This is a genomic window from Mycobacterium sp. DL440, assembly GCF_011745145.1.
Lineage (GTDB): Bacteria > Actinomycetota > Actinomycetes > Mycobacteriales > Mycobacteriaceae > Mycobacterium.
The window spans coordinates 2,707,480-2,733,358 of the sequence record NZ_CP050191.1 but is presented as its reverse complement, the minus strand read 5'-3'; the positions used below and the strand labels follow the sequence as shown (position 1 = coordinate 2,733,358).

Below are 25,879 nucleotides of genomic sequence, written 5' to 3'. Positions count from 1 at the left end.
CGGGTCGATCGCAGCGACGCGTTGGGCGTCCAGACGTCGATCGGGTGGCGACGTAGACTCTTCTGGTCGAGAGGCGTTGCAACGGTTGTCTGGGGGGGACTGGATCCCCCTCGGTATCCGCCACGCTCGGCAGAGTCAAGGACGCCTTCCGTTACGGAAGGAGTGCACGTGAACGGGTTTGAGCCGAACATCCGCCCCGACTGCACCGACGCACTGACCGCAGCTCTGCGCCAGCGGATCATGGTGATCGACGGCGCGATGGGCACGGCGATCCAGCGGGACCGGCCAGACGAGGCCGGCTACCGGGGCGAGCGGTTCAAGGACTGGCCGAGCGATCTTCAGGGCAACAACGACCTGCTGAACCTGACGCAGCCGCAGATCATCGAGGCGATCCACCGCGAGTACCTGGAGGCGGACGCCGACATCCTGGAGACCAACACGTTCAACGCGAACGCGGTCTCGCTTTCCGACTACGACATGGCGGACCTGAGCTACGAGCTGAACTACGCCGGCGCGGCCCTGGCCCGTAAGGCCTGCGACGAGTTCAGCACCCCGGACAAGCCGCGCTACGTCGCCGGGGCGCTCGGCCCGACGACGCGGACCGCGTCGATCTCGCCGGACGTCAACGACCCCGGAGCCCGCAACGTCTCCTACGACCAGCTGGTTGCCGCCTATCTCGAAGCTGCCGGCGGCCTGGTCGACGGCGGTGCCGACCTCATCATCATCGAGACGATCTTCGACACCCTGAACGCCAAGGCCGCGGTGTTCGCCCTCGAGACGCTGTTCGAGGACCGCGGACGCCGCTGGCCGGTGATCATCTCGGGCACCATCACCGATGCTTCCGGGCGGACGCTGTCCGGTCAGGTCACCGAGGCGTTCTGGAACTCGATCAGGCACGCCAACCCGATCGCGGTGGGGCTGAACTGCGCCCTCGGCGCCCCGGAGATGAGGCCCTACATCGCCGAGATGTCGCGGATCGCGGACACCTTCGTGTCCTGCTACCCGAACGCCGGCCTGCCCAACGCCTTCGCCGAGTACGAGGAGTCCCCGGAGAGTCAGGCCTCCTACATCGCCGAGTTCGCCGAGGCCGGCCTGATCAACCTGGCCGGGGGCTGCTGCGGAACAACGCCGGCGCACATCGCGCAGATCGCCAAGGTCGTGGAGGGCAAGGCGCCGCGTGAGGTGCCGGAGGTGGAGCTCGCCACCCGGCTCTCGGGCCTGGAGCCGCTCAACATCACCAAGGACTCCCTGTTCGTCAACATCGGTGAGCGCACCAACATCACCGGCTCCGCCCGGTTCCGCAACCTGATCAAGGCCGAGGACTACGACACCGCGTTGTCGGTCGCGCTGCAGCAGGTGGAGGTCGGTGCGCAGGTCATCGACATCAACATGGACGAGGGCATGATCGACGGCGTCGCCGCGATGGATCGGTTCACCAAGCTGATCGCGGCCGAACCGGATATCAGCCGCGTCCCGGTGATGATCGACTCCTCCAAGTTCGACGTCATCGAAGCAGGCCTGAAGAACGTGCAGGGCAAGCCGATCGTCAACTCGATCTCCATGAAGGAGGGCGAGGAGAAGTTCATCCGCGAGGCCCGGCTGTGCCGCAAGTACGGCGCCGCCGTGGTCGTGATGGCCTTCGACGAACAGGGGCAGGCCGACAACCTGGAGCGCCGCAAGGAAATCTGCGGGCGCGCCTACCGGATCCTGACCGAAGAGGTCGGCTTCCCGGCCGAGGACATCATCTTCGACCCGAACTGCTTCGCGCTGGCGACCGGTATCGAGGAGCACGCGACGTACGGGATCGACTTCATCGAGGCCTGTGCCTGGATCAAGGAGAATCTTCCCGGGGTGCACATCTCCGGCGGCATCTCCAACGTGTCGTTCTCGTTCCGGGGCAACAACCCGGTCCGCGAGGCGATCCACGCCGTTTTCCTGTTCCACGCCATCAAGGCCGGTTTGGACATGGGCATCGTCAACGCCGGTGCGCTGGTGCCCTACGACTCGATCGACCCTGAACTGCGCGATCGCATCGAGGACGTCGTGCTGAACCGTCGCGAGGATGCGGCCGAGCGGCTCCTGGAGATCGCCGAGAGGTTCAACAGCAAGGCAGACAAGGGCGACGATCGAGCAACAGCCGAGTGGCGCAGCCTCCCGGTCCGCGAGCGGATCACGCACGCCCTGGTCAAAGGCATCGACGCCGACGTCGAGACCGACACCGAGGAACTGCGAGCCGAGATCGCCGCCGCAGGTGGCCGTCCGATCGAGGTGATCGAGGGCCCGCTGATGGACGGCATGAACGTCGTCGGTGACCTCTTCGGCGCGGGCAAGATGTTCCTGCCGCAGGTGGTGAAGTCGGCCCGCGTGATGAAAAAGGCTGTCGCGTACCTGCTGCCGTTCATCGAGGCCGAGAAGGAGGAGGCCGGCACGACGGGGGAGAAGGACACCAACGGCACGATCGTCATGGCGACGGTGAAGGGCGATGTGCACGACATCGGCAAGAACATCGTCGGGGTCGTCCTGCAGTGCAACAACTTCGAAGTGATCGATCTCGGTGTGATGGTGCCCGCCCAGAAAATCCTGGACGCGGTGAAGGAACACGACGCCGACATCGTCGGGCTGTCCGGACTGATCACCCCGTCGCTGGACGAGATGGTCAACTTCGCCGCCGAGATGGAACGCCAGGGCCTGGAGATCCCACTGCTGATCGGTGGCGCGACCACCTCGCGCGCTCACACGGCGGTGAAGATATCGCCTCGTCGCACCGCTCCGGTGGTCTGGGTCAAGGACGCATCCCGCTCGGTGCCGGTGGCTGCCGCACTGCTCGACGACAAGCAGCGGCCGGCCCTGCTGGAAGCGACCGAGGCCGACTATGCCTCCCTGCGCGAACGGCACGCCCAGAAGAACGACCGGCCGATGCTGACGCTCCAGGCGGCTCGCGCCAACCGGACGCCCATCGAATGGGAGGGCTACACGCCGCCGGTGCCCGCGCAGGGTGTCGGTATACGCGATTTTCATGATTACGACCTCTCCGAGTTGCGCGAGTACATCGACTGGCAGCCGTTCTTCAACGCCTGGGAGATGAAGGGTCGATTCCCCGACATCCTCAACAACCCGGCCTCGGGCGAAGCTGCCCGCAAGCTCTACGACGACGCCCAGGAGATGCTCGACACCCTGATCAAGGAGAAGTGGCTGCGCGCCAACGGGGTGATTGGGTTCTTCCCGGCGAACGCGGTCGGCTCCAATCTCGAAGACGTCGAGGTCTACACCGACGAGACCCGTACCGAGGTGCTGACCACGTTGCACAATCTGCGCCAGCAGGGTGAGCACCGAGACGGCATCCCGAACCGGTCGCTGGGTGACTTCATCGCGCCGAAGGGCACCGGACTGGCCGACTACGTCGGCGCCTTCGCCGTCACCGCGGGGCTCGGCAGCCAGGACAAGATCATGGAGTTCAAGGCAGCTCTCGACGATTACAGCGCCATCCTGCTGGAGTCGCTCGCCGACCGGCTGGCCGAGGCCTTCGCCGAACGGATGCACCAACGGGTCCGCGAGGAGTTCTGGGGATACCAGCCCGACGAGCAGTTGGACAACGAGGCACTCATCGGGGAGAAGTACGTGGGTGTCCGGCCTGCCCCCGGCTACCCGGCCTGCCCGGAGCACACCGAGAAGGCGACGCTCTTCAAATTGATGGACGTCAAGGAGCGGACCGGCATCGAGCTGACCGAGTCGATGGCGATGTGGCCCGGTGCTGCCGTCAGCGGCTGGTATTTCTCGCACCCGCAGTCGCAGTACTTCGTGGTCGGCCGGTTGGCCCAGGATCAGGTTGCCGACTACGCGAAGCGCAAGGGCTGGACCCTGCAGGAGGCCGAGCGCTGGCTCGCCCCCAATCTCGGCTACAACCCGGAAGACTGATCGAGTCGAAACCGGTTGGACCGGAACAGTTCCCGTTTCCGGTCCAAGCCGGGGGTGGCTACGTGAAGAGGCTGCGGTTGCGGGCTGCCCACTGTGCCATCGATTCGGCCGGCGTGCCCGTCAGCCGCTCGACGGTGTCGTTGGCGGACTGTTGTACCAGGTCGCCATCGAACAGGTCGAGATACCAGTGCGCAGCGTCACCCATGACGGGGCGCAACAGCTCTTCGGCCTCGGCACGGCTACACCGTCGCATCTCGACGGGCACGCCGATTCCCGCGCCGATCTGGCGGGCGATATCGGCGCGGGACAGCGCGGCCGGACCGGTCAGCTCGTACATCGCGCCGAGGTGAGCATCCGCCGGCGCCGTCAACAGGTGTGCCGCCACCCGGGCGATGTCATCCATCGACACCGGTGACTGGACGTGCTCCGGACTGACATCGTGGACCGTGCCGGTCTTGATCTGCGGACCCCACATCGCGAAGTTCTCACAGAACTCGCCGGGCCCGAGCTGGGTGTGCGCCAGGCCGGAAGCGGTGACCGCATCGGCGTGGTCCGCCCAGTGCGCCCCACCGGACAGCGCCACCACGTACTGCACGCCCGCCTGCACCATCAGCTCGAGTGTCGGGCCGACGGTCGCAGGGAACGGGGCCAGATACACGCATTCGACACCTTCGAACGCGGCCGGCAGCGTCTCCGGTTTCCCCAGGTATCCGGTGATTGCTGTCACAGATTCGGGCAGCGCCGCCTTCGCCGGGTTTGTGGTCAATGCGCGGATGTCCCCGATACCGCTGCCGCCCAAACGAATTAGTTCGTCCACGACGCGCCTGCCGATGTTTCCTGTGGCTCCCGTCACCAATACCGTCATGCTCCCACGTTATCGACGCGGTCCGACAATGGGAGAATGGGCGCCATGCGTGCTGTGCTCTGGGATATGGACGGCACGCTCGTCGACTCCGAAAAGCTGTGGGACATCGCCATGCACGCGCTGTACGCGCAGATGGGCGGGGTGCTCACGCCCGAGGTCCGGGAATCGACCGTCGGTGGCTCGGCCGAGAGCGTGATGCGCATCGTCTACGACGATCTGGGGCTGGAACCCGACCCCGCTGCCATGGCCGAAACGGCGGACTGGCTGCACGATTACACCGGTGAGCTGTTCGAGCAGGGACTGCCGTGGCGGCCGGGCGCCCAAGAGATGCTCGACGGGCTCACCGCCGCCGGGATTCCGATGGCATTGGTGACCAACACCCGCCGCGGGCTCACTGAGCGGGCCCTGAAAAGCATTGGTAGCCACTACTTCACGGTGAGCGTCTGCGGTGACGAGGTCGACCGGGCCAAACCGGCGCCGGATCCCTACCTGCGGGCCGCACACCTGCTCGGGGTGCCCGTAGAGCACTGCCTGGCCGTAGAGGATTCGGTCACCGGAACGGTAGCGGCCGAAGCCGCGGGTTGCCCGGTGTTGGTGGTACCCAACGATATCGAGGTTCCCGCGGGGACGCGGCGCAGGCACGTTGAAACCCTCGGTGCCCTCGATGTTTCCGACCTGCGGACCATCCACGCCGAGCTGGCGGCGGACACCGACGTACGCAGCGCCTGACACACGTCGAATCCAGCTGCCGGATATGGCCCTAGCTGCGGGTCCGCTGTGCCAAGGTGAGGGTGACCAGTCACGCAAATGGTGCGGAGGGGACACGGTATGTCACACGGTCCGGTAGGTGACGGCACTCCTGCGGTTCACGACGACGACTATTACTCGTCCGGACGCAGTGCTGTGCGCATCGCCGCGGTCGCCGCCCTGGGCGGGTTGTTGTTCGGCTACGACAGCGCAGTGATCAACGGTGCGGTGGACGCCATCCAGAAGCACTTCGTCATCGACAACAAGGTCCTGGGCTTCGCCGTCGCCTCGGCGCTGCTCGGTGCCGCCGTCGGTGCGTTGACGGCCGGCCGGATCGCCGACCGGATCGGTCGTATCTCGGTGATGAAGATCGCCGCGGTGCTCTTCTTCATCAGCGCGATCGGCACCGGGCTGGCCCCCAGCGTGTGGGTGGTGGTGTTCTTCCGAATCGTCGGTGGTATCGGCGTCGGTATCGCCTCGGTGATTGCCCCGGCCTACATCGCCGAGACCTCTCCACCGGGAATCCGGGGCCGGCTGGGATCCCTGCAACAGCTGGCGATTGTCTCGGGCATCTTCCTGGCCCTGAGTATCGACGCACTGCTGGCCTATATCGCCGGGGACGCCACCCAGGAACTGTGGCTGAACATGGAGGCCTGGCGGTGGATGTTCCTGTTGATGACGATTCCCGCCGTCGTGTACGGCCTGCTGACCTTCACGATTCCCGAATCGCCCCGGTATCTGGTTGCCACACACCGCATTCCCGAGGCTCGCAAGGTGCTGTCGCGGCTGCTGGGGGAGAAGAACCTGGAGATCACCCTCCACCGGATCCAGGACACCCTTCAGCAGGAGAAGCCGGCGGCCTGGCGCGATCTGCGTAAGCCGGCCGGCGGCGTCTACGGCATCGTGTGGGTGGGCCTCGGCCTGTCGGTCTTTCAGCAGTTCGTCGGCATCAACGTGATCTTCTACTACTCGAATGTGTTGTGGCAGGCCGTCGGATTCGACGAGAGTTCGTCGTTCATCATCACCGTGATCACCTCGGTGACCAATATCGTGACCACGCTGATCGCGATCGCGTTGATCGACAAGATCGGTCGCAAGCCGCTGCTGTTGATCGGTTCGGTGGGAATGGCGGTGACACTGGGCACGATGGCCGTCCTCTTCGGGACTGCCCAGACGCATGAGGTGCTCAACAAGTCGACCGGTCTGATGGAGCAGCAACCGTTCCTCGGCGGGATCACCGGCCCGATCGCCCTGGTCGCGGCCAACCTGTTCGTGGTGGCCTTCGGCATGTCCTGGGGCCCGGTGGTGTGGGTGCTGCTCGGCGAGATGTTCCCCAACCGCATCCGGGCGGCCGCCCTTGGCCTCGCCGCCGCTGGGCAGTGGGCAGCGAACTGGCTGATCACCGTGTCCTTCCCGGAACTGCGCAACTTCCTGGGTGCGGCGTACGGCTTCTATGCCATCTGTGCGGTGCTGTCGTTCCTGTTCGTGTGGCGCTGGGTCGAGGAGACCAAGGGTAAGAACCTGGAGGACATGCACGCCAACGCGTTGAGCACCTAGCAGTAAGCCGGCGGGTCCCAGTTCGGCGGCAACAGCGGAGGCTCGTAGTCGTCGGCATACGGCGCGCAACCGATGGCGTGGGCGATCTCGACGGCTGCCGCGATCAGCTTGTCCGGCGAGATGTCACGGTGGGCCAGGTAGACCTCACAGTGCCTGACGACCACCCAGACGCTGGACAGGTGCGCCTGCACCAGGGCGAATTCGTCGGGATCGACACGAGGTGCCTCGTAGGTCCCGGGCTCGGGGGCAGCGCCGTATCGCAGCTGTTCGACCTCGGCCGCGAAATCCGGTACCGGATGGATCGCCACGGTGAGAGTGGCGGGCGAAGCCAGGCCGGCGCCCCAGGATGCGGACAGGCAATCGAGTGGCAGGATCGGGTTGGCGACCCGGTTGTTCTGGATCAGACCATCGACCGGCAGGTGTTTGGCCAAGATCTCGTGGATCGCCGTGACCCGGGCAGTGTAGGTCGACAGCTGGTCGCCGACGGATTCGCTCACCCTTCTATGGAACCCCACAAATGGACCCCCTCCGAGCATGAAACAATTCATGCCTGTGAAGACCTTCGAGGCCCTGTTTGCCGAACTCAGCGACAAAGCGCGCACCAGACCTGCCGGTAGCGGCACGGTCGCCGCCCTTGACGCCGGCGTCCATGGGCTCGGCAAGAAGATCCTGGAGGAGGCCGGCGAGGTGTGGCTCGCCGCCGAGCACGAGAGCGACGAGTCGCTCGCCGAAGAGGTCAGCCAGTTGCTGTACTGGACCCAGGTGCTGATGATCTCCCGGGGGCTGACCCTCGACGACGTCTACCGGAAGTTGTGAGCCGTGGCCGATCAGATGTTGCGCGTCGCGGTGCCCAACAAGGGCTCGCTCAGCGAAGCGGCCGGTGAGATCCTCGCCGAGGCCGGATACCGGCGCCGGCGTGACCCCAAGGACCTGACCGTCGTCGATCCGGTCAACAACGTCGAGTTCTTCTTCCTGCGTCCGAAGGACATCGCGATCTACGTGGGTTCAGGTCAGCTCGATCTGGGCATCACCGGACGGGACCTGGCCGCCGATTCCGACGCCCCGGTGCGTGAGCGCCTGTCGCTCGGCTTCGGCAACTCCACCTTCCGTTACGCCGGACCCGCCGGCCGGGAATGGAGCTCGAAGGACCTGGCGGGTAAGCGAATCGCCACCTCGTTTCCCAACCTGGTCCGCAAGGACCTTGCGGACCAGGGCGTCGAGGCCTCGGTCATCCGCTTGGACGGCGCGGTGGAGATCTCGATTCAGCTCGGTGTCGCCGACGTGATCGCCGACGTGGTCGGTTCGGGTCGCACCCTGGGACTGCACGGCCTGGTGGCATTCGGCGCGCCGCTGTGTGAGTCGGAGGCCGTGTTGATCGAACGCGACGGGGCCGACGGCGACGGCAACGCGACCGCACGTGATCAACTGACCGCGCGGGTGCAGGGTGTGGTATTCGGCCAGCAGTACCTGATGCTGGATTACGACTGCCCCCGTGCGGTTTTGGACCGGGCCACCGAGGTGACGCCGGGGCTGGAGTCACCGACCATTGCGCCGCTGGCGGATCCGGACTGGGTGGCGGTGCGTGCCCTGGTGCCGCGCCGCGATGTGAACGCCATCATGGATGAGATTGCCGCGATCGGTGCCAAAGCGATACTCGCATCAGATATTCGGTTCTGCCGTTTCTGATCAGCAGGTGCCACGCTTTGGAGCGTGTTAGCGTCCGGGGGACAATTTCAGGCCTCGGAGGTCGACGTGACGCATTTTCTGGTTCTCTTGTTGGCTCTTTTCATCGGTGTGGTGGCCGGATTGCGGGCATTCACCGCACCGGCTGCGGTGGCCTGGGCCGCGGCCTTGAGTTGGATCAACCTCGACGGCACCTGGGCTCAGTGGTTGGCGCACCCGGTCACGGTCACCGTGCTGACGATTCTTGCCGTGGTGGAGTTGGTTACCGATCAGCTCCCGCGCACCCCGAGCCGTAAGACACCGGTGCAGTTCGTCGCCCGCCTGATCACCGGCGCGTTCGCCGGTGCGGTGATCGGCACCGCGTGGGGCTATACGTTCGGTGGGCTGGGGGCGGGTCTCGTCGGTGCCGTGCTGGGAACCCTCGGCGGTTACGAGGCCCGTAAGCGTCTGGTGGCCGGCAACGGTGGTCACGATCTGCCGGTCGCGCTCATCGAGGATGCGGTCGCGGTGCTCGGTGGTTTCGCGATCGCGGCCCTGACCGCGATCGTCTAGCCGATGGCGTCCGCGCGCAGTTTCGATGCGATAGTCATCGGCGCGGGGCAGGCCGGGCCACCGCTGGCGGGCCGGTTGACCGCTGCGGGGCAGACCGTCGCGGTGATCGAGCGCAAGCTGGTCGGCGGCACCTGCGTCAACTACGGCTGTATCCCCACCAAAACCCTTGTGGCCAGTGCGCATGCCGCTCATCTGGCGCGGCGCGGCGCTGATTTCGGTGTTGGCACAGGCGAAATCGACATCGACATGGGCAAGGTCAAGGCCCGCAAGGATGCGATCATGCTGGCCGACCGCCACGGAGTCGAGGATTGGCTCGAAGGGATGAACGGCGCGACGCTTGTCCGCGGCCATGCCCGTTTCGTGGACCCGCACACCATCGACGTCGACGGCGAACTGCTGCGGGCCGATCGGATCTTTCTCAATGTCGGTGGCCGCGCGGTGGTTCCGGAGTTTCCCGGTCTGGACGGTATCGACTATCTGACCAACGTCGGAATCCTGGATCTGGACCAGGTACCGGAGCACCTGGTGATCGTGGGCGGCAGTTACATCGCGTTGGAGTTCGCGCAGATGTACCGGCGGTTCGGTGCCCGAGTCACGGTGATCGAGAAGGGGCCGCGGCTGACCTCCCGTGAGGACGAGGACGTCTCAGCCACCATCGCCGAGATTCTCCGGGCCGAGGGTATCGACGTGGTGCTGAACGCCACCGGTATTCGCTTCACCAAGAGGGACAGCGGTTTCGAGGTGACGCCCCGCGACGGCGCAGATGCGATCGCGGGAACGCACCTGCTGCTGGCGGTGGGGCGCGTCCCGAACACCGACGATCTCGGGTTGGAGAACGCCGGCGTGGACCTCGACGGACGGGGCTACGTCGTGGTCGACGATCAACTACGCACGACGGCCGAGCACATCTGGGCGATGGGGGACTGCAACGGCAAGGGCGCGTTCACCCACACGTCCTACAACGACTTCGAGATCGTCGCCGCCAATCTGCTCGACGATGATCCGCGTCGCGTGAGCGACCGGGTCACCACCTACGCGCTCTACATCGATCCGCCGCTGGGCCGCGCCGGGTTGACCGTCGATCAGGTACGCAAATCTGGTCGAAAAGCGTTGGTGGGCAAGCGCCCGATGACCAGGGTCGGTCGTGCGGTGGAGAAGGGCGAGACCCAGGGCTTCATGAAGGTGGTGGTGGATGCCGAGACCGAGGAGATTCTGGGGGTAGCGATCCTCGGTGTCGGCGGCGACGAGGTGGTGCATTCCGTTCTCGACGTCATGACGGCGAAACTGCCCTACACCGCGATATCGCGCACCATGCACATCCACCCGACCGTCAGCGAGTTGGTTCCTACGATGCTGCAGGAGCTGAAGCCGCTGGACTGAACGTGCGGCCGATGTTGAGCTGGCGCGTCACCAGCGCGACACGCTGCCCGAGATGGCGGCAGGTCTGCACGTCAGCCGGGTGTACCTGGTCGGGGTTGGCGTCCACATCGGTGGCGGCCGCCGCACCCAGCCAGAAGCCAAGCCGGTTCAGGTCGTGCTCGCTGCCGGACGCCGAGTTCCATCCGGCGCCCAAACCCAGGTTCACCCAGTGCATGTGGTGCTGGGCGGCGAAGATCGCCAAGGAGTTCAAGGTGGCCAGCTTGTCGCCGCTCTTGGCTCCGGAGTTCGTGAACCCGGCGGCGACCTTGTCGCGCCAGCTGCCCTCCATGCACCGCCGGCCGGTCTTCTCGGCGAAGGTTTGAAATCCCGCCGACACGTTGCCCATGTAGGTGGGGCAGCCGAAGATCATGGCGTCGACGTCGTCCAGAACGTCCCAATCCTCGTCGGTCATGGTCTCGACGTGGATGACGGTGGCATCGGCTCCGGCCTCACCGGCGCCGGTGGCGACCGCTCGGGCCAACGTCGAAGTGTGACCGAACCCGGAGTGGTAGACCACCGCGACGGTGGGTGCGGCGATATCAGTTCCATTGTGTGGCATGTTGTTTCCTTCTATCGAGTCCACTGGGTGCCGAGCACCGTGGCGACTTCCTGGTAACGCTGGGCCCAGTCGGGCAGCGGCTGCCCGCCGAGGTGCGCCTCGAGCCGGTCCAGATAGGCATGGGTGCCGGGATGGAAGCCTTGGCCGTCGGAGGCCGTCAGGCCGCGGTGGCTGAACCTCAGCAGGGTCCCGTCGCCGTCGGGGGTGAGTTCGTAGCGCACGACGCCGGGTTCGGGAGCGGACAGGACGGCCTGGCTCCATTCATGCTCGAAAACCCTTGGCGGGTCCCACACCCGGATCCGACCGGTCATCGTCTTCTGTTGCGGCGGAATCGGGGGAGAGTGCGGAATCATCTCGATCGTGCCGCCCTCTCGGGCGTCGATGGTCGTTTCGCCCATCCACTGATTGCGCTGCTTCGGATCGGTGATGGCGGCCCATACCGCGTCGACGGGATAGGGCAGCCGCCGCTCGAAGTTCAGGGCGGCCCAATCGCCCTCGACGGTGAGCTTGCCTTCGCGGCTGGTCATTTCGTCTCCTTGTGCGTCGCTTTGAGATGACGTTCCAGGGCGTCGAGGTGATCGGACCAGTAGCGTCGGTACCGTTCGATCCACTCGTCGATCTGCACCAGGCCGTCGGCGCGCAACGCGTAGATGCGGCGCTGTGCGTCGGGCCGTACCTCCACCAGTCCGACTTCCCGCAGCACCCGTAGATGCCGCGACACGGTGGGCTGGGTCAGCTCCGGCAGCGTGGCCACCAACTCGCCGGCGGTGCGTTCACCATCGACGAGAGCGTCGAGCAATGCGCGTCGACTGGGTTCTGCCACTGCCTCGAACACGTCCATAGTTTTAGTATTGCACTGCATCTATATAGACACAAGTAGATATAATCGGCCTGGGACCCGAGCGAAACGCCGCAAGAATTGTCGTCCGACCATGACTGTGGGATCAGTGGAGGCCCAGTGCTCCGGCCAGCTCGGCAAGGGCAGGAACCAGGTCGTCAGGTCCAGTCAGGATCTGTACGGGTACGTGGTCCGCGCCGGCGGCCAGATGTTCCTTGAGCCTGGCCGCGATCTCATCGGTGCTGCCGTACGCGACGAGGGCGTCGATCAGGGCGTCGCTTCCCGGTGCGGCGACGTCCGCGTCGGTGTACCCCAACCGCTTCCAGTTGTTCACGTAGTTGGTTCCGTTGAGATAGATGCCGAGCGACTTGCGCCCGACGGCCCTTGCCTGCGTCGCGGTGACATACTCCTCGCGCGAGCGCTCGTCGGCGGTGGTCAGCACCACCTTGTGCTCCGGGGCGAGGAACGCATCTGGTCCGACCAGGGCACGCGCCTGGGCAGTGTGCTCCGGGGTGACCAGGTAGGCATGGGCTCCCGCGCTCCGCCGTGCGGCCAGTTTGAGCACCTGTGGACCAAGCGCGGCGAGGACGCGGCGGGACTTGGGCACGCCGTACTCGTCCAGCTTGTCCAGGTAACCGGTGAGCGCGTCGTAGGGCTTCTTGTACTCGGCGACCAGCTCAGGGTGCCCGGCCCCGATCCCGAGCAGGAACCGCCCGGGATGGGCCGCCTCGACGCGGTGGAACGACTCGGCGACCGGCCCGGCGGCGGCCGACCAGATGTTGACGATGCCCGTTGCCACCTGGAGTGTCTCGGTTCGCTCCAGAAGCGATTCAACCCAGTCGAGTTCGGCCGGCGGCGAGCCGCCTGCCCAGATGGCACCGTAGCCGAGCGCCTCGATGTCCCTCAGTTGCGCGGTAGTCAGTTGCTTCCACTGCTCGAAAAGGCCGAAAACACCGAAGGTGCCCAGAGCCGGACCAGTCATGGCTCAATCAACCCGCAGTTGGGCGTGGTGGGCACACCGTTGAAGCGGTCGGCGATCCACGCCATGCTCCGCTCGCCGTCGACGAAGGCCGTCAAGAGTGCATTGGTATCCGTCTTGTTGAGGAAAGGTGGTTGTTCGTTGGTCCACAACGTGACGTCCGCTCCCAGCGCGCACCAATCCCTCGCGGTGGCCACCACCGATTCATAGGGTGCGAAGGAATCCCACCGATTATGTGAGAGGTACACCGGCGCACTGGGTTTCACGTTGCCAATGCGCTGCATCGCCAGGATCGAGTTCAGCGGCTCCTCTCGCACCGACTGATAGAGGTCCTTCTTGAACCATGGCTGCAGATGCCGGAACGCGTAGTTGATGCCTGTTTGTATCATGCACTGCCGACTGGTGTTGGCCAGCATCTCCACACCGCGCGGGGTGAGGGAATCCGCAATCGGTTGTGTCATATCGGGATACGCCTCTTGAATCCCTCGTAGCACCCACCCGATGGATCCAGCGAGCTGGTTCCCGTCAAGGGGCGGCAACATGCTGGGAAGATCGGTCGTCGCGCCGTTGGCATAGGTTCCGACAACGTGAAGTTCGGGTGCGTACGCGCCGGCCAGCTCGGCCGCTGCCAACGCGGAATGCCCACCGCCGGCCAGCCAGCCCCAGAAGGCGACGGGCCCATGCGGATCCAACGTGGTGCCGGGCAGTTTCATCGCTGCCCGCGCGGCGTCGTTGAGTGCCGTCCCGCCTGCCACTCGGTTCAGGAACTGTGGCGCCATCTGACCGTGCACTCCCAGTCCGACACCGTCGGTGACCACTATGGCGTAACCACGCGCCAGCAGAGTCGCGATGAATCCTTCCTCGAGATTGAACATCAGGTCGAAACCCGTGTCCAAAGAGGCATGGATGCCTTGGTTGAACAGGCGAGACGGAGCACACTGCTCTCCCATCCCGTACGGGGCTGTGGCGTAGGCAAGCAGCGGGCGCGGTCCACTGCCGGGCCAGGGCACGTCAGGTTCGATATAGGTACCGGTGACCGCCACGGGGTGACCTTGAGCATCGGTGCTGCGATACATGATTCGCGTTCCGGTCCCCACGAATGAGCCCAGTTGTCCGGAAGGCTCCAGAACCAGCTTGGATGGCTCCGTTCGGATCAGATCGCCGGATGCGCCTGGGGGTAGGGGATTCGGCGGAGTGTAGAACGCCAGGTACCGTGATTCGTCAGCCCGGGCGACCGGCACATTCACCGAAATAAACGCTGCCGCAACGACGCACAGGACGATCATCATCGTCCTGGCCCAGGCTCGCGCTGATCGGGGACGGAAGTGCGCGTAATCGTCGCCCGGAAGGGGAATCATCGTTGGTTTCCTTTTGGTTGGACTGGTTGACGAGGGATGGGTGCGACGGCGGGGTCAGGGCAGCATTGGACGAGAGTCCACAAAAAGGTGGAACCGCCCCAGGCCGGTAATCCGTTGTGCTGGAGGGTGTTAGATCAGGAAACCTAGCTGAGCAACGCAGCGAGTTCCCTCGCGAATACGGTGATGGCGTGATCGCCATCGTCGAGTACGCCCGCCAGCAACGGGAAGCTGTGCGGCATGCCCTCGTACTCATGGGTCTGGACCCTGGTTCCTGCCGCAGCAAGCCTTTCGCCGTAGCGGTGGGCGTCGTCGGCTACTGGATCCACCTGGGCACTGACGATCACCGCAGGCGGGGCGCCTACGAGATTCTGCGTCAGCAACGGTGAGGCGAGGCTCGAACGACGGTCGTCGATCTCGGGTACGTACATGTCGTAAGCCCATTCAAGCGCGGACCGGGTAAGGAATGGGCCGTCCATGTACCGTTCGACCGAGTCACTGCTCATGGTGGCGTCGAGTGCGGGACACAGCAGACCTTGCGCCTTGACCCGAGGACCTTGTTCACGCGAGGCAAGCGCAATGCTTGCCGCAAGTGCACCCCCGGAGGAATCGCCCGCCACCGCCAGGGCTTCGACGGCGATGCCTAGCCCATCGGCATGCTCACTCACCCAAGCAAAGGCATCGGCACCGTCATGGTGAGCACGGGGAAACCGATTTTCTGGTGCCAGACAGTAGGCAACGGAAATCACGATGAGTTCGCCCCGCACGCAGAGTTTTCGGCAGAGCCGATCGTGGGTTTCCAGGCTTCCGCGTACGAAGGCCCCGCCATGCAGATAAACAACACCCGGCAGCGCCGGTCCCGCTACGGGTGGGCGGTAGCACCGTGCCGGCACCACCCCCTGGCGGACGGGGATCGTGAAATCGCTTACTGTGCAGCGCGTGTCGACGTCGCCCGCCAACGCGATCAAATTCTCGCCGGCCTCCCGGTAAGCCGCGATCGACATCTCCCACGGCTGCGTAGCAGGGCGTTCGGATAGGGACCGCAACAGCTGCTGGACCTGCGGATGCAGCAGACGATCCCTTCGCACCGCCGCCGCCGGCCGATCCCATGGCCGCTCCCGCGCCGATGGACCCCTTCGCGCCGCCGCCCCCGGCCGACGCGATGCCTCCGGCGCCCCCGATGGACGGTCCCGCACCCATCCTGTTGGACGTCCCGCCCCCGCCTGCGCCCCCTGCGCCCGACGAGCCGGCGCCAATCGCCGTCTGAGATCACACCGGTCGGTGGTCAGCCAGCCACGATCATTCGGATAGCGTCTGGATGTGATCGTGCTCCTGCCACCATCGGAGACCAAACGCACCGGCGGGGACGGCCCGCCGGTGCGTTTGGACATTCTGAGCTCGCCAGAGCTCACCCCGCTCCGCCAGTCACTGATCGACGAACTGATCGAGCTTGCCGCTGATACGCCTGCGTGCCGTAAGGCGCTGGCGATCTCCGCCGGCCAGGACGCCGAGATCGAACGCAACGCGGCACTCCGACAGGCGCCCACGATGCCGGCCATCGAGCGATACACCGGGGTGCTCTACGACGCCCTCGACGTCGGATCGCTGCGCGGCGCGGCCGCCGCGCGGGCCCGCAGCCGGTTGGCCGTCGGATCCGCGCTGTTCGGTCTGCTCCGCGCGGACGATCCGGTGCCCGCATACCGGCTGTCCGCCTCGTCGAGGCTGCCCGGACAACCGGGCCTTGCCAAACGATGGCGCCCACTGTTGGAGCCCGTACTGGCCGACCTGTCGGCCGGTGAGCTGATCGTCGACCTACGGTCCGGCTCCTATGCCGGTCTGGGCCGCGTTCCCGGCGCGGTCCGGGTCCAGGTCCTGGCCGAGCACCTCGACGGCCGCCGCACGGTGGTCAGTCACTTCAACAAAGCCCACAAAGGCCACCTCGCCCGCGCGCTGGTCAGTTCCCGAAGCGAACCCGACAACGCCGCCGGGGTCGCGGCGGTGGCCCGCCGAGCCGGGATGACTGTGGAGCGCGACGGCGATGAACTGACGGTCGTGGTGCCGGCCAGTTGACTCCGCCGGTTTCCACCGCAGGGTTGTCGCGAGGTCGCGATCGCGACCCAGGCGTCGAAAACGGGGTGCCGAGACTGCCTCGAACCGCTCGCCGACTCAGACTGCCTCGAACGGCTCGCCGTTCAATGCCTCCGAGGGTCGGCCGTCCGGCCCCTTCGGCACATCCCCCACCAGCGTCACCCGATATAACCGCCGGTCGTGCTCGCCGGTGAGATCCGACGGTGCCAGGTGAACGGTCGAGCGGTTGTCCCAGAACGCGATGCTGCCCGGCTCCCACTTGAACCGCACGGTGTACTCCGGTCGCACCAACTCGTCGTAGAACAGACCCAGCAGGCGGCGACTCTCGTGCGGCGACACATCGACGATGTGGCTGGTGAATCCCGGGTTGACGTAGAGCGCCCGCTCTCCGGTCTCCGGATGGACCCGCACCACCGGATGCTCGGTCAGCAGCGGACGGCGGTCCACCCGGCGCTGATAGTCCTCGGTTGCCGTCGTGCCGTCCGGGGGCGCGAACCGGTGCACCGCCCGCAGGCCGTCTGCGAGCCGCTGCAGCGGGGCCGACAATCCCGCGTATGCCGCGACGGTGTTCGCCCACTGGGTGTCCCCGCCGTACGGCGGGATCACCTCGGCCCGCAGTATCGACGCGGCAGGCGGGTTCACCGCCGCGGTGACGTCGGCATGCCAGTTCGCCTTGTCGTAGCCGCGGCTGCTGCCGTATCGGGATTTGAACCGGTCGGCGAAGATCGGATAGATCGTCGGATAGTCCGGGTCCGGGATGGAATCGAACAGCGGATGTGCTGGCGTCGGAGAGCCGAACGCCCGCGCCAACCGGAGATGATCATCGTGGCCGATGAACTGGTCGCGGAAGAACACCACCTTCCATTTGAGCAGCGCCGCACGGATTTCGGCGATGTGTTCATCGAGTAACGGTGCGGTGAGGTCGATTCCGTGGATCTCGGCGCCAATCCAGCCGGATTGCGGCCGGATACTCAGTGCGGATGCCAATTGTGTCATCGATGTTCCTCTCGGTTCTATGTGTTGGAGTCGTTACGACTTCAGCGATTTCGGTGTGACACCGTCGAGTTCGTTCTGTGCCGTGACAATGTCGTTGTAGCGACCGTCCACATACGGCTTCACATCGACGCGGCCCTTGATGGTCCCGGTCTCGTGCAGGCCGTCGGCGACGGTTTGGAACAACGCCGTGGACTGCTCGTCGATCGGGTAGTACGAGGCGATCCCGTCTTCCTCGTACAGCTTCTTGCCCTGATCGAACGTGATGCCCTGCTCCTTGACGTAGTACTGGTCAATCCACTGATCGGCGTGGGTGTCCTTCCAGTTGTTGGCCGCAACGGCCCGCCCGACGTAGTCGCCGATCGCCGCCACCTTGGCGGGATCGTCGAGGACGTCCTTACGCACGATCAGCGTCTGAATGCCGGTGTTGATGCCTCTGCCGTCGCCGAGGATCGGCGGCTCGCCCAGTTGGTAATACTGGTTGCCCAGCACGATGGCTGCGTCGACCGCGCCGGCAGCAAACGTCGGAACCACCTCTGCCCCAGCCAGTTCGACGGGCTGCACATCGGTTCTCAGATCCAGACCCTGGCGCTTGAGCAGCGCTGCGGTGATCATGTGGCGGCCCGATCCTGGCGGATAGGCCACGCGCCTGCCGCGGAGATCCGCGATCGTCTTCACCCCGCTGTCGGGGCGCGCCACCAGGTAGTAGCCACCGCTGGTGCCCGGGTTGGCCTGCAGCCCAATGGTCACCAGATCGGTGACGCCACTGTCCACCGCTATGGGCACCGGCGCCTCGCCGATCGCTCCCACGTCGGCCGCCCCCGACCGCAGCGCCTCGATGACCGCGGCGCCTCCGCTGAAGTCGGCGAAATCGACCTCATACGGTGTCCCCTGGCCGGCATTGGCCAGGTTCCACGGCAGGGACTGTGTCCCGTTCTGCTCGGCGATGACAAGCTTGGTGCCGGCCGGAACCTCGGTCTTTGCCGCGATCTTCACCGTGTCGATGGCGCCGCCGGCCTCGTTGTCGGACAACCCACATGCGCTGAGCAGCAGCGGGATCAGCAACAACGCGGCGGACCGCAACCGAACTCGATGGTCAGATGGCATCTGATAATTCCTTGTCTTCGGACACGCCGAGTTCGGAAAGCAATCGCTTTCGCAGCGCGGTGAATTCGTGGGTGTCACGGGTCCGGGGTTTGGGCACCGTGACGTTGACGTCGAGCGAGATGACCCCGTCGGTCAGGACGATCACCCGGTCGGCGAGCAGGATCGCCTCATCGACATCGTGGGTCACCAACAGCACCGCCGGGGTGTGCCTGCGGTACAGGTCCATCAGCAGACCGTGCATCTTGATCCTGGTGAGCGCATCGAGTGCGCCGAAGGGTTCGTCGAGCAGCAGCAGCTGCGGTTCGCGCACCAGTGCCCGGGCCAGGGCGACCCGTTGTGCCTCTCCACCAGACAACGTGCGCGGCCACGCCTTTGCCTTGTCCGCCAGATTGACCTCGCCCAGCGCTGCCAGCGCCCGCTGTTGCACCTCTCCGGTGCCAGGCAATCCGATCGTGACGTTGGCGAGCACCCGCTGCCACGGCAGCAACCGGGAATCCTGGAATACGATCGCCCGCCGCCCGGGTACCCGGAGGTAGCCGTCCACATCACTGTCGAGCGCGCCCAGTGCCCGCAGAAACGTGCTCTTGCCGGAACCACTTCGCCCCAGCAGCGCAACGAACTCGCCGGCGCGGATCTCCAGATCGAGTCCGTCGATGATGACGTTGTCCCCGAACTGCTTCCGGACGTCGCGGGCGATCACCACCGGCGGGGCGCCGGCGGTCGTTGCCAACGTGTCAGTCCCCGTCATAGGCCCGCCTCCAGGTGAGCAAACGGCCTTCGAGGAACCGGACCACCAGAATCGAGACCAGGCCGAGAATCGCGTACACCGCGATCAATACGAAGACGATGTCGATCTGGAAGTACTCGCGGGCGTCGGTCATCATCCGGCCAAGGCCCTTCTTGGCGTTGATCGTCTCAGCGAAGATCAAGGACAACCAGGAGGCCGTCAGCGCCAGCCGCAGGCCGACCAGAAATCCCGGCAGCGATCCGGGAATGATGACCCGGTAGATCATCTCGGCGCGGCCGGCACCGAACGATCGGGCGGCCTCCACGAGCGTGGCATCGACGCTGCGGATCGCACTGAAGGTGTTGATGTAGATCGCGACGGCAACGGCAAGCGTGATCAACAGGACCTTCGGCACCTCACTGATGCCGAACCACACGATCAGCAACGGCACGAGCGCGAAGTTCGGAACGGCGCGCAGTACCTCCATGTTGGCGTCGACGAAGTTCTCGCCGATCCGGGACAGTCCGGAGATCAGCGCCAGACCGAGCCCCAGCACTATCCCGAAAACCAGGCCGTATCCGACACGCGACAGGCTGGCGGTCAGGTGTTCCTGGAAGGTCCCGTCGGCGATCAGCGTCCAGGCGGTACCGAGAACCCGGGTCGGCGGTGGCACGGTGCGCTCGTCGAAGATGCCGACGGTGGAGAGCAGTTGCCACAGGCCGACCAGTAGGACAGGACCCAGCAGGCGCTGCACCGAACGCGGCACCACCGGCTTGCGCTGTGCCTTCCGGACCGCCGCCCGCGGATCGACAAGCCCGATCGGTGCATCGGTACGCGCAGCGCCGGTCGGCCGCGACAACAGGAGGGACATCTCAGGCGGCCCCGAAGTAGTCACCCGAAATCGACTCCGATGCAACACCATCGGAGCCCACCGGAATGTCGCCCACCAGGGTGATGCGGTGTAGCACCCGATCACCCTCGACATGCTCGAAGTCCCGCGGGGCCAGGTGCAGGGCAGCCCGGTTGTCCCAGAACGCCACGCTGCCCGGCTCCCACCTGAACCGCACCGAGTACTCGGGCCGGGCGATCTCCTCGAACAACAGATCCAGCAGGTGTCTGCTCTCCCGAGGCGAGAGATTGACGATCTCGCGGGTGAAGGACGGGTTGACGTAGAGAACCTTCTCCCCGGTCTCCGGGTGCACCCGGACCACCGGATGGATCGTCGCGAGCGGATTGCTGCGCACCAGATCACCGATCTTCTCGGTGCTGCGTTCAGTTGATGTCGTCGAACCGAAGCGATGTTCGGCACGCAGTTCGTCGAGAAGGGCCTGCACCGACGGTGACAGACCCGCATATACGGCAGCGACATTGGTGAACTGGGTATCGCCGCCATAGCCGGGAACCCGCTCCGCTCGCAGTATCGACTGCGACGGCGGGTTGATCAACGGAGTGACATCGGCATGCCACCCGGGACCGTTTGGACTTTGCCGCTTGCGATATTTCGTGCCGTACCTGTGGTCGTAGGCGCCCGGGGAAACCGTGTGGATCTGCGGGAATCCGGCTGGGGCAGAGTCGCCCTCGTACGGATGGCCGGGCGTCACCTCGCCGAACTGCGCTCCGAACGCAATCTGCGATGCGTGGTCGAGGTCCTGCCCGCGGAAGAACACCACCTTCCACCGGTGCAGGGCTTCGCGGATCGTCGCTACCTGTTCGTGCGACAGCGGCACCGATAGATCGGCCCCCTCGATCAATGCCCCGGTAAATCCCGACAGCGGACTGATAGTGAGTCCAGTAGGAGACATGGCCACACTCCCCTCGAAAGCGGCTGCATACATCGACCATTCGACGCTAACGAGGTTGGCCGCTGGGCTTACCGGTTTGAATCGGCGTGACGTGAATGGCGCTCGGCGCTCGCGACACCGAGGCGATGTTGCCAGTAGCGGCCAGAGCAGATCGCCCAAATCGCTTCTGCCTGCGGCGCACTGGCTCAGCGACGCGATATGTGCATGAATCTCACTGTTGCCGAGCTAATTTCATCGCAACTGCGCCACCATCGCACACCGAACGTCGGCTTCGGCGAATTTTCGGGTGTTGCCCACGGCGCCCCACCTCGTCGTGCACAATATGAGCTCGCGTCAGCGCCCGTCGCCTGTGCCACGCCCATCACACCGCCATTCACCGGGAGCAAGCTTGGTCACCTGCCCAGTTTCCGCACCGCATCCGCCGTATCAGCCGGTTCGTCGTGGACGGCACCGGAAGGCGCCGCAGCGACAGTGGCTGCCCGTCGGAATCGGGGTGGCGGCCGCGGCCGTAGTCAGCTCCTTGCTCACCGCATTCGTCATCATCACCACGTTGGCTTCCAAACTTTCCGCCAAGGACTCGGTGTACGCCGTCGGGGCCCGGACGTATGAGGTGAAACCGAACCGGCCGCAGCAGTCTGGGTTCACCGAGCCGGCCGTCGCACCCGCCGTCGCAACGTTCGCATTCGACGGATCCGGGTTCGTCGATTCCCAGGCACGCTGCCGTGACACCCAGACCGCCAGGGCCATCGGGCGCACCGAAGGCTCACTCGTCGTGATCTGCCTGGACCGCACCGGTCGCCTGGAATACCACGGCGTGCGGCTTTCCGACCGGGCCGCCCTGGCGGCGTCGGCGGACCTCACACCGGGCCGCAAGTTTGTCGCGCGCAACTTCCAGGCGAACTACGCGGTCTCACCGACCGAGTTGCTGGTCACCTCGGGAAGCGCGGTCCTCAAACGCGAACCGATGGTCGAATACCGCGAGATCCTGTCCACGCCCGTAGTCCTGGCGCCGCGGTAACCGCGCTAAGCTGGCCGCTCATCGGCCATGCGGCGGGAGATCGATGTCCACATCCAGGCACCGCACCGCCGAACACCACCACCAGTGACCTCACGGAGTGATGTGGCATGGATTCCTCGTCGGCATTCGAACTGGCACGCACCGATGCGATCGGGCAGGCGGCGCTGGCCGCTGCCGGTGAGCTGACCGCGGTCGAGCTACTCGACGCGGCGATCACCCGGGTCGAGGCGACCCGTGGCCTCAACGCCGTGATCACCGATCTGTTCGACAGGGGCCGCGCACAAGCCGCCGCCCTCGACAAGTCCGGAGCGCTGCGCTCCGAACAAGCCGGGCCGCTGGCCGGGGTGCCGTTCCTGCTCAAGGATCTCGGTGCCGCGCTGGCCGGTGCCCGCGAGGCCATGGGCTCTCGCGCGTTGCGCGACCATGTCGCAACAGAATCCGCGTGGACAGTGGACCGCTACTTGGACGCGGGCCTGGTCGTGTTCGGCAAGACCAACACCCCGGAGTGGGGCAACCACTGCACCACCGAGCCGTTGCTGTTCGGGCCCACGGTGAACCCGTGGTCCCCCGTCGTCACCCCGGGCGGATCCAGCGGCGGTTCGGCAGCGGCCGTGGCCGCCGGCGTGGTGCCCGCGGCCTCGGGCGGCGACGGCACCGGTTCCATCCGGGTGCCTGCCTCATGCTGCGGCGTCGTCGGCCTCAAACCGCGGCGCGGGCGGTCGTCCTTCGCCCCCGACGGTGGCCACGGACTCGAAGGCCTGGTGAACGGCCACGCCCTCACCCGCACGGTGCGCGATTGCGCGGCCCTGCTCGACATCATCGCCGGCACCGCCCCCGGAGACCCCTACACCGCCGCGGCCCCGACCGTCCCTTTCCTCCAGTCGGCCGCGCAGACCCCATCGGCCCAACGCATCCTGATCGCCACCTCGTCGCCGTTTCCCACCGACCGGATCGACCCGGAAGTGGTGGCAGCGGTCGAGGCGACCGGCCGGCTTTTGGAGAGCCTCGGACATCGGCTCACTCCGGGGGCTCCGACCATCGACGCGGACGCGGTCGCCGACGCCATCGCAGTGCTGCACACCGTCAGCAACGCTGAACTACACGACATGGCCGCCGACCACCTGGGGCGGGCGCCCCGCGAGGACGAATTCGAGCCGAGCACCTGGGTGATGATGCGCGAGGGCTTCACCACGACGGGACTGGCGTACGCGAACGCGATCTCGGCGATCCATGCCCAGACCCGTCGGTTCGCCCGGGAAATGGCTGGTCACGACGTATTGCTGGTGCCGACGCTGCTGACCGGTCCGCCGCCGTATGGGCTGCTGAACCAGCCCCGGGGCACCACCCGGGCCTTCTTCGACGTCGAGTTCGCCACCACCGGATGGACGGCCCTGGCCAATGTGACCGGCTGGGCCGCGATTTCCCTGCCACTGGGCCGGACGCGAGACGGCCTGCCGATCGGTGTACAGCTGATGGCGCCCGACGAGTCGATCCTGCTCAGCCTGGCCGGTCAGCTCGAGCGGGCGGCCCCCTGGGCCACCCGCATCCCGCCCCGATGGGTGGCCTCCACCACCGTGACGTAGCCCGCATATCCTCTGAGGCGAACGGTGCGTCACCGGCCCGGTGAATGAGCCGCGCCCCCGCACCACGCCAACAAGCAGGACAACAGCAGGACGCGTCTTCAAAGGAGTAGACAACCTCATGGTGAACCAGCAGCAGGCCGACAAGATGACCACGGGCAAGGGTTTCATCGCCGCGCTCGACCAGAGCGGTGGGTCGACCCCCAAGGCCCTGCGTCTCTACGGGGTCGAGGAGAGCGCCTACTCCTCCGAAGAGCAGATGTTCGACCTGATCCACCAGATGCGCTCACGCATCATCACCTCTCCGGTGTTCAACGGTGATCGGGTGCTGGCCGCAATCCTGTTCGAGCAGACCATGGACCGCTCCATCGAGGGCAAGTCCACCGCGACCTACCTCTGGGAGGACAAGGGCGTGGTGCCGCTGCTCAAGATCGACAAGGGTCTGGCCGAGGTGGCTGGCGGCGTGCAGGTGATGAAGCCGATGCCCGGCCTCGACGACCTGCTGGCCCGTGCGGCGAAGAACGGCATCTTCGGCACCAAGGAGCGTTCGGTGATCGGCGCGGCGAACGCCGACGGCATCGCCGCCGTGGTGGCCCAGCAGTTTGAGGTGGCCAAGCAGGTGCTCTCGCACGGCCTGATCCCGATCATCGAGCCCGAGGTCACCATCTCGATCTCCGACAAGGCCGAGGCCGAGGATCTGCTGCGCGACGAGATCACCAAGAACCTGGACGCGCTGCCGGCCGACCAGAAGGTCATGCTCAAGTTGACCCTGCCGACCGTTGCCAACCACTACCAGTCGCTGGTCGACCATCCCCAGGTGATGCGGGTCGTCGCACTGTCGGGTGGTTACTCGCGCGACGAGGCCAACAAGAAGCTCGCCGAGAACACCGGCGTGATCGCCAGCTTCAGCCGGGCGCTCACCGAGGGCCTGTCGGCCCAGCAGAGCGACGACGAGTTCAACGCCACGTTGGACAAGTCGATCCAGTCGATCTTCGACGCTTCTGTCGCCGGCTAGTCACGGAACGCGCAGATGGTCATCCCGATCGATCGCCCCAAACTGGAGGGCAATGTCGCCGTCGGCGACGGCCGTCAACTCGGGTTCGCCGAGTTCGGTGATCCGCAGGGTCGTGCGGTCTTCTGGCTGCACGGCACGCCGGGCGCCCGCAGGCAGATCCCGACCGAGGCCCGGATCTACGCCGAGCGGAACCACATCCGGTTGATCGGGGTCGACCGGCCCGGCATCGGCTCCTCCACGCCGCACCAGTACGACCGCGTGCTGGATTTCGGTGACGATCTGCGCACCATCGCCGATACCCTCGGCATCGACAAGATGGCCGTCATCGGGTTGTCCGGCGGCGGTCCCTACACGCTGGCCACCGCGGCCGCCATGCCCGACCGGGTGGTGGCGGCCGGGGTGCTCGGCGGCGTGGCACCGATGGTCGGCCCCGACGCGATCAGCAGTCCGCTGATGCAACTCGGCGCAGCAGTCGCCCCGATCCTGGAGGTGGCCGGCGCTCCGATCCGGTTGGTCGCCTCCGGACTGATCCGGCTGATCCGTCCGGTCGCCTCCCCCGCTCTGGAGATCTACGCGCGGATCTCCCCCGAGGGCGACCGGCGCATGCTCGGCCGGCCCGAGTTCAAGGCCATGTTCCTCGACGATCTGCTCAACGGCAGCCGCAAGCAGCTGGCCGCACCGTTCTACGACATCGTGGTATTCGAGCGGGACTGGGGCTTCCGGCTCGACGAGGTCAAGGTTCCGGTGCGCTGGTGGCACGGCGACCATGACCACATCGTTCCGTTCGCGCACGGCCAGCATGTGGTCTCCCGGTTGCCCGATGCGGTGATGACCGAGTTGCCCTACGAGAGCCACCTCGGCGGGCTGGGCTGCGCGGAGGAGATCATGGGCACCATGATCTCGATGTGGGACCAGGCGAAAACCGACTCTTCCGGGTGATGAACCTGGTCGACCCACCCAGCAGACTGGCGCACCCGTCGATCGTGTCGCGGGTGGCGCGCGGTGCCCCGCGACGACGACGCGGCGTGCGTGCCGCACCCTCGGCGGCCACGGTCGTGGCACACACCTGAGAGTCTGCGG

26 protein-coding genes are annotated in these 25,879 nt (G+C 65.9%); 13 read left to right on the top strand and 13 right to left on the bottom strand.

The genetic code is table 11. The features are described from left to right. Window positions 1-168: 168 nt before the first annotated feature. Entirely contained in the window at window positions 169-3,915 is a 3,747-nt protein-coding gene (gene metH, locus HBE63_RS13250) for a methionine synthase (RefSeq protein ID WP_243858633.1), read from the top strand. A 58-nt stretch (window positions 3,916-3,973) separates the two neighbouring features. Here the strand turns inward: metH and HBE63_RS13245 are convergent, their stop codons facing one another. Beyond that, window positions 3,974-4,780 (bottom strand): SDR family oxidoreductase, encoded by an 807-nt coding sequence (locus HBE63_RS13245; RefSeq protein WP_166905153.1) that lies wholly within the window; start codon window positions 4,778-4,780, stop codon window positions 3,974-3,976. A 45-nt stretch (window positions 4,781-4,825) separates the two neighbouring features. Between HBE63_RS13245 and HBE63_RS13240 the strand changes: the two genes are divergently transcribed. Together HBE63_RS13240 and HBE63_RS13235 are read left to right on the top strand one after the other, a co-directional pair. Then, window positions 4,826-5,509 carry an HAD family phosphatase gene (locus HBE63_RS13240; RefSeq protein WP_166905152.1) on the top strand — a complete coding sequence of 228 codons (684 nt, stop codon included), beginning with the start codon at window positions 4,826-4,828 and terminating at the stop codon, window positions 5,507-5,509. Between the two features lie 99 nt (window positions 5,510-5,608). After that, window positions 5,609-7,084: a sugar porter family MFS transporter gene (locus HBE63_RS13235; RefSeq protein ID WP_166905151.1), complete on the top strand. Its 1,476-nt coding sequence runs from the start codon at window positions 5,609-5,611 to the stop codon at window positions 7,082-7,084. On the opposite strand, the gene HBE63_RS13230 is transcribed toward HBE63_RS13235, so the two are convergent. Then, window positions 7,081-7,581 (bottom strand): hypothetical protein, encoded by a 501-nt coding sequence (locus tag HBE63_RS13230; RefSeq protein WP_166905150.1) that lies wholly within the window; start codon window positions 7,579-7,581, stop codon window positions 7,081-7,083. The two genes, HBE63_RS13235 and HBE63_RS13230, sit on opposite strands and share 4 nt — an antisense overlap. Window positions 7,582-7,618: 37 nt before the next feature. Between HBE63_RS13230 and HBE63_RS13225 the strand changes: the two genes are divergently transcribed. The 4 genes from HBE63_RS13225 (at window position 7,619) to HBE63_RS13210 (ending at window position 10,699) form a co-directional block, all read left to right on the top strand. Next, complete coding sequence (locus tag HBE63_RS13225) at window positions 7,619-7,900, top strand: phosphoribosyl-ATP diphosphatase (RefSeq protein ID WP_066897932.1); 282 nt, start codon at window positions 7,619-7,621, stop codon at window positions 7,898-7,900. A 15-nt stretch (window positions 7,901-7,915) separates the two neighbouring features. Beyond that, entirely contained in the window at window positions 7,916-8,770 is an 855-nt protein-coding gene (gene hisG, locus HBE63_RS13220; protein ID WP_166909745.1) for an ATP phosphoribosyltransferase, read from the top strand. Window positions 8,771-8,836: 66 nt separating this feature from the next. Then, window positions 8,837-9,319, top strand: coding sequence for a DUF4126 family protein (locus HBE63_RS13215; RefSeq protein ID WP_166909743.1), 483 nt, complete (start codon window positions 8,837-8,839; stop codon window positions 9,317-9,319). Window positions 9,320-9,322: 3 nt separating this feature from the next. Further along, window positions 9,323-10,699, top strand: coding sequence for an FAD-containing oxidoreductase (locus tag HBE63_RS13210; protein WP_166905149.1), 1,377 nt, complete (start codon window positions 9,323-9,325; stop codon window positions 10,697-10,699). Here HBE63_RS13210 and HBE63_RS13205 read toward each other — a convergent pair. The 6 genes from HBE63_RS13205 to HBE63_RS13180 all read right to left on the bottom strand — a co-directional run bounded on the left by HBE63_RS13205 (window position 10,665) and on the right by HBE63_RS13180 (window position 15,473). Next, window positions 10,665-11,297, bottom strand: coding sequence for a flavodoxin family protein (locus tag HBE63_RS13205; protein WP_208301361.1), 633 nt, complete (start codon window positions 11,295-11,297; stop codon window positions 10,665-10,667). The two genes, HBE63_RS13210 and HBE63_RS13205, sit on opposite strands and share 35 nt — an antisense overlap. 11 nt (window positions 11,298-11,308) lie before the next feature. Continuing rightward, window positions 11,309-11,824 carry an SRPBCC family protein gene (locus HBE63_RS13200; RefSeq protein ID WP_166905148.1) on the bottom strand — a complete coding sequence of 172 codons (516 nt, stop codon included), beginning with the start codon at window positions 11,822-11,824 and terminating at the stop codon, window positions 11,309-11,311. After that, the gene (locus tag HBE63_RS13195; RefSeq protein ID WP_166905147.1) at window positions 11,821-12,138 is read right to left on the bottom strand and encodes a helix-turn-helix transcriptional regulator; all 318 of its coding nucleotides are present in this window, start codon (window positions 12,136-12,138) and stop codon (window positions 11,821-11,823) included. Before HBE63_RS13195 ends, HBE63_RS13200 begins: the two co-directional genes overlap by 4 nt. 103 nt (window positions 12,139-12,241) lie before the next feature. Further along, complete coding sequence (locus tag HBE63_RS13190) at window positions 12,242-13,117, bottom strand: LLM class F420-dependent oxidoreductase (RefSeq protein WP_166905146.1); 876 nt, start codon at window positions 13,115-13,117, stop codon at window positions 12,242-12,244. Next, window positions 13,114-14,403 carry a lipase family protein gene (locus HBE63_RS13185; RefSeq protein ID WP_166909739.1) on the bottom strand — a complete coding sequence of 430 codons (1,290 nt, stop codon included), beginning with the start codon at window positions 14,401-14,403 and terminating at the stop codon, window positions 13,114-13,116. Before HBE63_RS13185 ends, HBE63_RS13190 begins: the two co-directional genes overlap by 4 nt. A 212-nt stretch (window positions 14,404-14,615) precedes the next feature. Continuing rightward, window positions 14,616-15,473: an alpha/beta hydrolase gene (locus HBE63_RS13180; RefSeq protein WP_243858632.1), complete on the bottom strand. Its 858-nt coding sequence runs from the start codon at window positions 15,471-15,473 to the stop codon at window positions 14,616-14,618. A 316-nt stretch (window positions 15,474-15,789) separates the two neighbouring features. Here HBE63_RS13180 and yaaA point away from each other — a divergent pair, with 316 nt between their 5' ends. Next, window positions 15,790-16,539 carry a peroxide stress protein YaaA gene (gene yaaA / locus HBE63_RS13175; RefSeq protein WP_166905145.1) on the top strand — a complete coding sequence of 250 codons (750 nt, stop codon included), beginning with the start codon at window positions 15,790-15,792 and terminating at the stop codon, window positions 16,537-16,539. A 96-nt stretch (window positions 16,540-16,635) separates the two neighbouring features. Here the strand turns inward: yaaA and HBE63_RS13170 are convergent, their stop codons facing one another. Genes HBE63_RS13170 through HBE63_RS13150 form a run of 5 tightly spaced genes read right to left on the bottom strand, consistent with a single transcriptional unit; the run spans window position 16,636 to window position 21,186 of the window. Continuing rightward, window positions 16,636-17,553 (bottom strand): TauD/TfdA family dioxygenase, encoded by a 918-nt coding sequence (locus tag HBE63_RS13170; protein ID WP_166905144.1) that lies wholly within the window; start codon window positions 17,551-17,553, stop codon window positions 16,636-16,638. Window positions 17,554-17,586: 33 nt separating this feature from the next. After that, a complete protein-coding gene (locus HBE63_RS13165; protein WP_166905143.1) occupies window positions 17,587-18,657 on the bottom strand; it encodes a PhnD/SsuA/transferrin family substrate-binding protein in 1,071 nt (356 codons plus the stop codon). Beyond that, a complete protein-coding gene (locus HBE63_RS13160; protein WP_166905142.1) occupies window positions 18,647-19,405 on the bottom strand; it encodes an ABC transporter ATP-binding protein in 759 nt (252 codons plus the stop codon). Before HBE63_RS13160 ends, HBE63_RS13165 begins: the two co-directional genes overlap by 11 nt. Further along, window positions 19,392-20,255 (bottom strand): ABC transporter permease, encoded by an 864-nt coding sequence (locus HBE63_RS13155; RefSeq protein ID WP_166905141.1) that lies wholly within the window; start codon window positions 20,253-20,255, stop codon window positions 19,392-19,394. Before HBE63_RS13155 ends, HBE63_RS13160 begins: the two co-directional genes overlap by 14 nt. 1 nt (window position 20,256) lies before the next feature. Continuing rightward, entirely contained in the window at window positions 20,257-21,186 is a 930-nt protein-coding gene (locus HBE63_RS13150) for a TauD/TfdA family dioxygenase (protein ID WP_166905140.1), read from the bottom strand. A gap of 388 nt (window positions 21,187-21,574) precedes the next feature. On the opposite strand from HBE63_RS13150, the gene HBE63_RS13145 reads away from it, so the two are divergent. The 5 genes from HBE63_RS13145 to HBE63_RS31710 all read left to right on the top strand — a co-directional run bounded on the left by HBE63_RS13145 (window position 21,575) and on the right by HBE63_RS31710 (window position 25,869). After that, window positions 21,575-22,204, top strand: a complete 630-nt coding sequence (locus tag HBE63_RS13145; protein WP_243858630.1) for a hypothetical protein — start codon at window positions 21,575-21,577, stop codon at window positions 22,202-22,204. A 107-nt stretch (window positions 22,205-22,311) separates the two neighbouring features. Further along, window positions 22,312-23,787 (top strand): amidase, encoded by a 1,476-nt coding sequence (locus tag HBE63_RS13140; RefSeq protein ID WP_166905139.1) that lies wholly within the window; start codon window positions 22,312-22,314, stop codon window positions 23,785-23,787. A 118-nt stretch (window positions 23,788-23,905) separates the two neighbouring features. Beyond that, window positions 23,906-24,799: a fructose bisphosphate aldolase gene (locus HBE63_RS13135; protein WP_166905138.1), complete on the top strand. Its 894-nt coding sequence runs from the start codon at window positions 23,906-23,908 to the stop codon at window positions 24,797-24,799. A gap of 15 nt (window positions 24,800-24,814) precedes the next feature. After that, the gene (locus HBE63_RS13130; RefSeq protein WP_166905137.1) at window positions 24,815-25,738 is read left to right on the top strand and encodes an alpha/beta fold hydrolase; all 924 of its coding nucleotides are present in this window, start codon (window positions 24,815-24,817) and stop codon (window positions 25,736-25,738) included. Next, window positions 25,738-25,869 carry a hypothetical protein gene (locus HBE63_RS31710; protein ID WP_256367928.1) on the top strand — a complete coding sequence of 44 codons (132 nt, stop codon included), beginning with the start codon at window positions 25,738-25,740 and terminating at the stop codon, window positions 25,867-25,869. Before HBE63_RS13130 ends, HBE63_RS31710 begins: the two co-directional genes overlap by 1 nt. Window positions 25,870-25,879: the final 10 nt, after the last annotated feature.

Excerpts from the sequence above, each read along its gene's own strand:
- HBE63_RS13180 (WP_243858632.1), bottom strand. The coding sequence starts at position 15,473 with ATGTCGATCGCGGCTTACCGGGAGGCCGGCGAGAATTTGATCGCGTTG.
- HBE63_RS13160 (WP_166905142.1), bottom strand. The coding sequence starts at position 19,405 with ATGACGGGGACTGACACGTTGGCAACGACCGCCGGCGCCCCGCCGGTG.
- HBE63_RS13140 (WP_166905139.1), top strand. The coding sequence starts at position 22,312 with ATGGATTCCTCGTCGGCATTCGAACTGGCACGCACCGATGCGATCGGG.
- HBE63_RS13150 (WP_166905140.1), bottom strand. The coding sequence starts at position 21,186 with ATGTCTCCTACTGGACTCACTATCAGTCCGCTGTCGGGATTTACCGGG.
- HBE63_RS13195 (WP_166905147.1), bottom strand. The coding sequence starts at position 12,138 with ATGGACGTGTTCGAGGCAGTGGCAGAACCCAGTCGACGCGCATTGCTC.
- HBE63_RS13200 (WP_166905148.1), bottom strand. The coding sequence starts at position 11,824 with ATGACCAGCCGCGAAGGCAAGCTCACCGTCGAGGGCGATTGGGCCGCC.
- HBE63_RS31710 (WP_256367928.1), top strand. The coding sequence starts at position 25,738 with ATGAACCTGGTCGACCCACCCAGCAGACTGGCGCACCCGTCGATCGTG.
- HBE63_RS13170 (WP_166905144.1), bottom strand. The coding sequence starts at position 17,553 with ATGACACAATTGGCATCCGCACTGAGTATCCGGCCGCAATCCGGCTGG.
- HBE63_RS13185 (WP_166909739.1), bottom strand. The coding sequence starts at position 14,403 with ATGATGATCGTCCTGTGCGTCGTTGCGGCAGCGTTTATTTCGGTGAAT.
- HBE63_RS13235 (WP_166905151.1), top strand. The coding sequence starts at position 5,609 with ATGTCACACGGTCCGGTAGGTGACGGCACTCCTGCGGTTCACGACGAC.
- HBE63_RS13245 (WP_166905153.1), bottom strand. The coding sequence starts at position 4,780 with ATGACGGTATTGGTGACGGGAGCCACAGGAAACATCGGCAGGCGCGTC.
- HBE63_RS13155 (WP_166905141.1), bottom strand. The coding sequence starts at position 20,255 with ATGTCCCTCCTGTTGTCGCGGCCGACCGGCGCTGCGCGTACCGATGCA.
- HBE63_RS13130 (WP_166905137.1), top strand. The coding sequence starts at position 24,815 with ATGGTCATCCCGATCGATCGCCCCAAACTGGAGGGCAATGTCGCCGTC.
- HBE63_RS13225 (WP_066897932.1), top strand. The coding sequence starts at position 7,619 with ATGAAACAATTCATGCCTGTGAAGACCTTCGAGGCCCTGTTTGCCGAA.
- hisG (WP_166909745.1), top strand. The coding sequence starts at position 7,916 with ATGTTGCGCGTCGCGGTGCCCAACAAGGGCTCGCTCAGCGAAGCGGCC.
- HBE63_RS13210 (WP_166905149.1), top strand. The coding sequence starts at position 9,323 with ATGGCGTCCGCGCGCAGTTTCGATGCGATAGTCATCGGCGCGGGGCAG.
- HBE63_RS13205 (WP_208301361.1), bottom strand. The coding sequence starts at position 11,297 with ATGCCACACAATGGAACTGATATCGCCGCACCCACCGTCGCGGTGGTC.
- HBE63_RS13240 (WP_166905152.1), top strand. The coding sequence starts at position 4,826 with ATGCGTGCTGTGCTCTGGGATATGGACGGCACGCTCGTCGACTCCGAA.
- HBE63_RS13190 (WP_166905146.1), bottom strand. The coding sequence starts at position 13,117 with ATGACTGGTCCGGCTCTGGGCACCTTCGGTGTTTTCGGCCTTTTCGAG.
- HBE63_RS13135 (WP_166905138.1), top strand. The coding sequence starts at position 23,906 with ATGGTGAACCAGCAGCAGGCCGACAAGATGACCACGGGCAAGGGTTTC.
- HBE63_RS13165 (WP_166905143.1), bottom strand. The coding sequence starts at position 18,657 with ATGCCATCTGACCATCGAGTTCGGTTGCGGTCCGCCGCGTTGTTGCTG.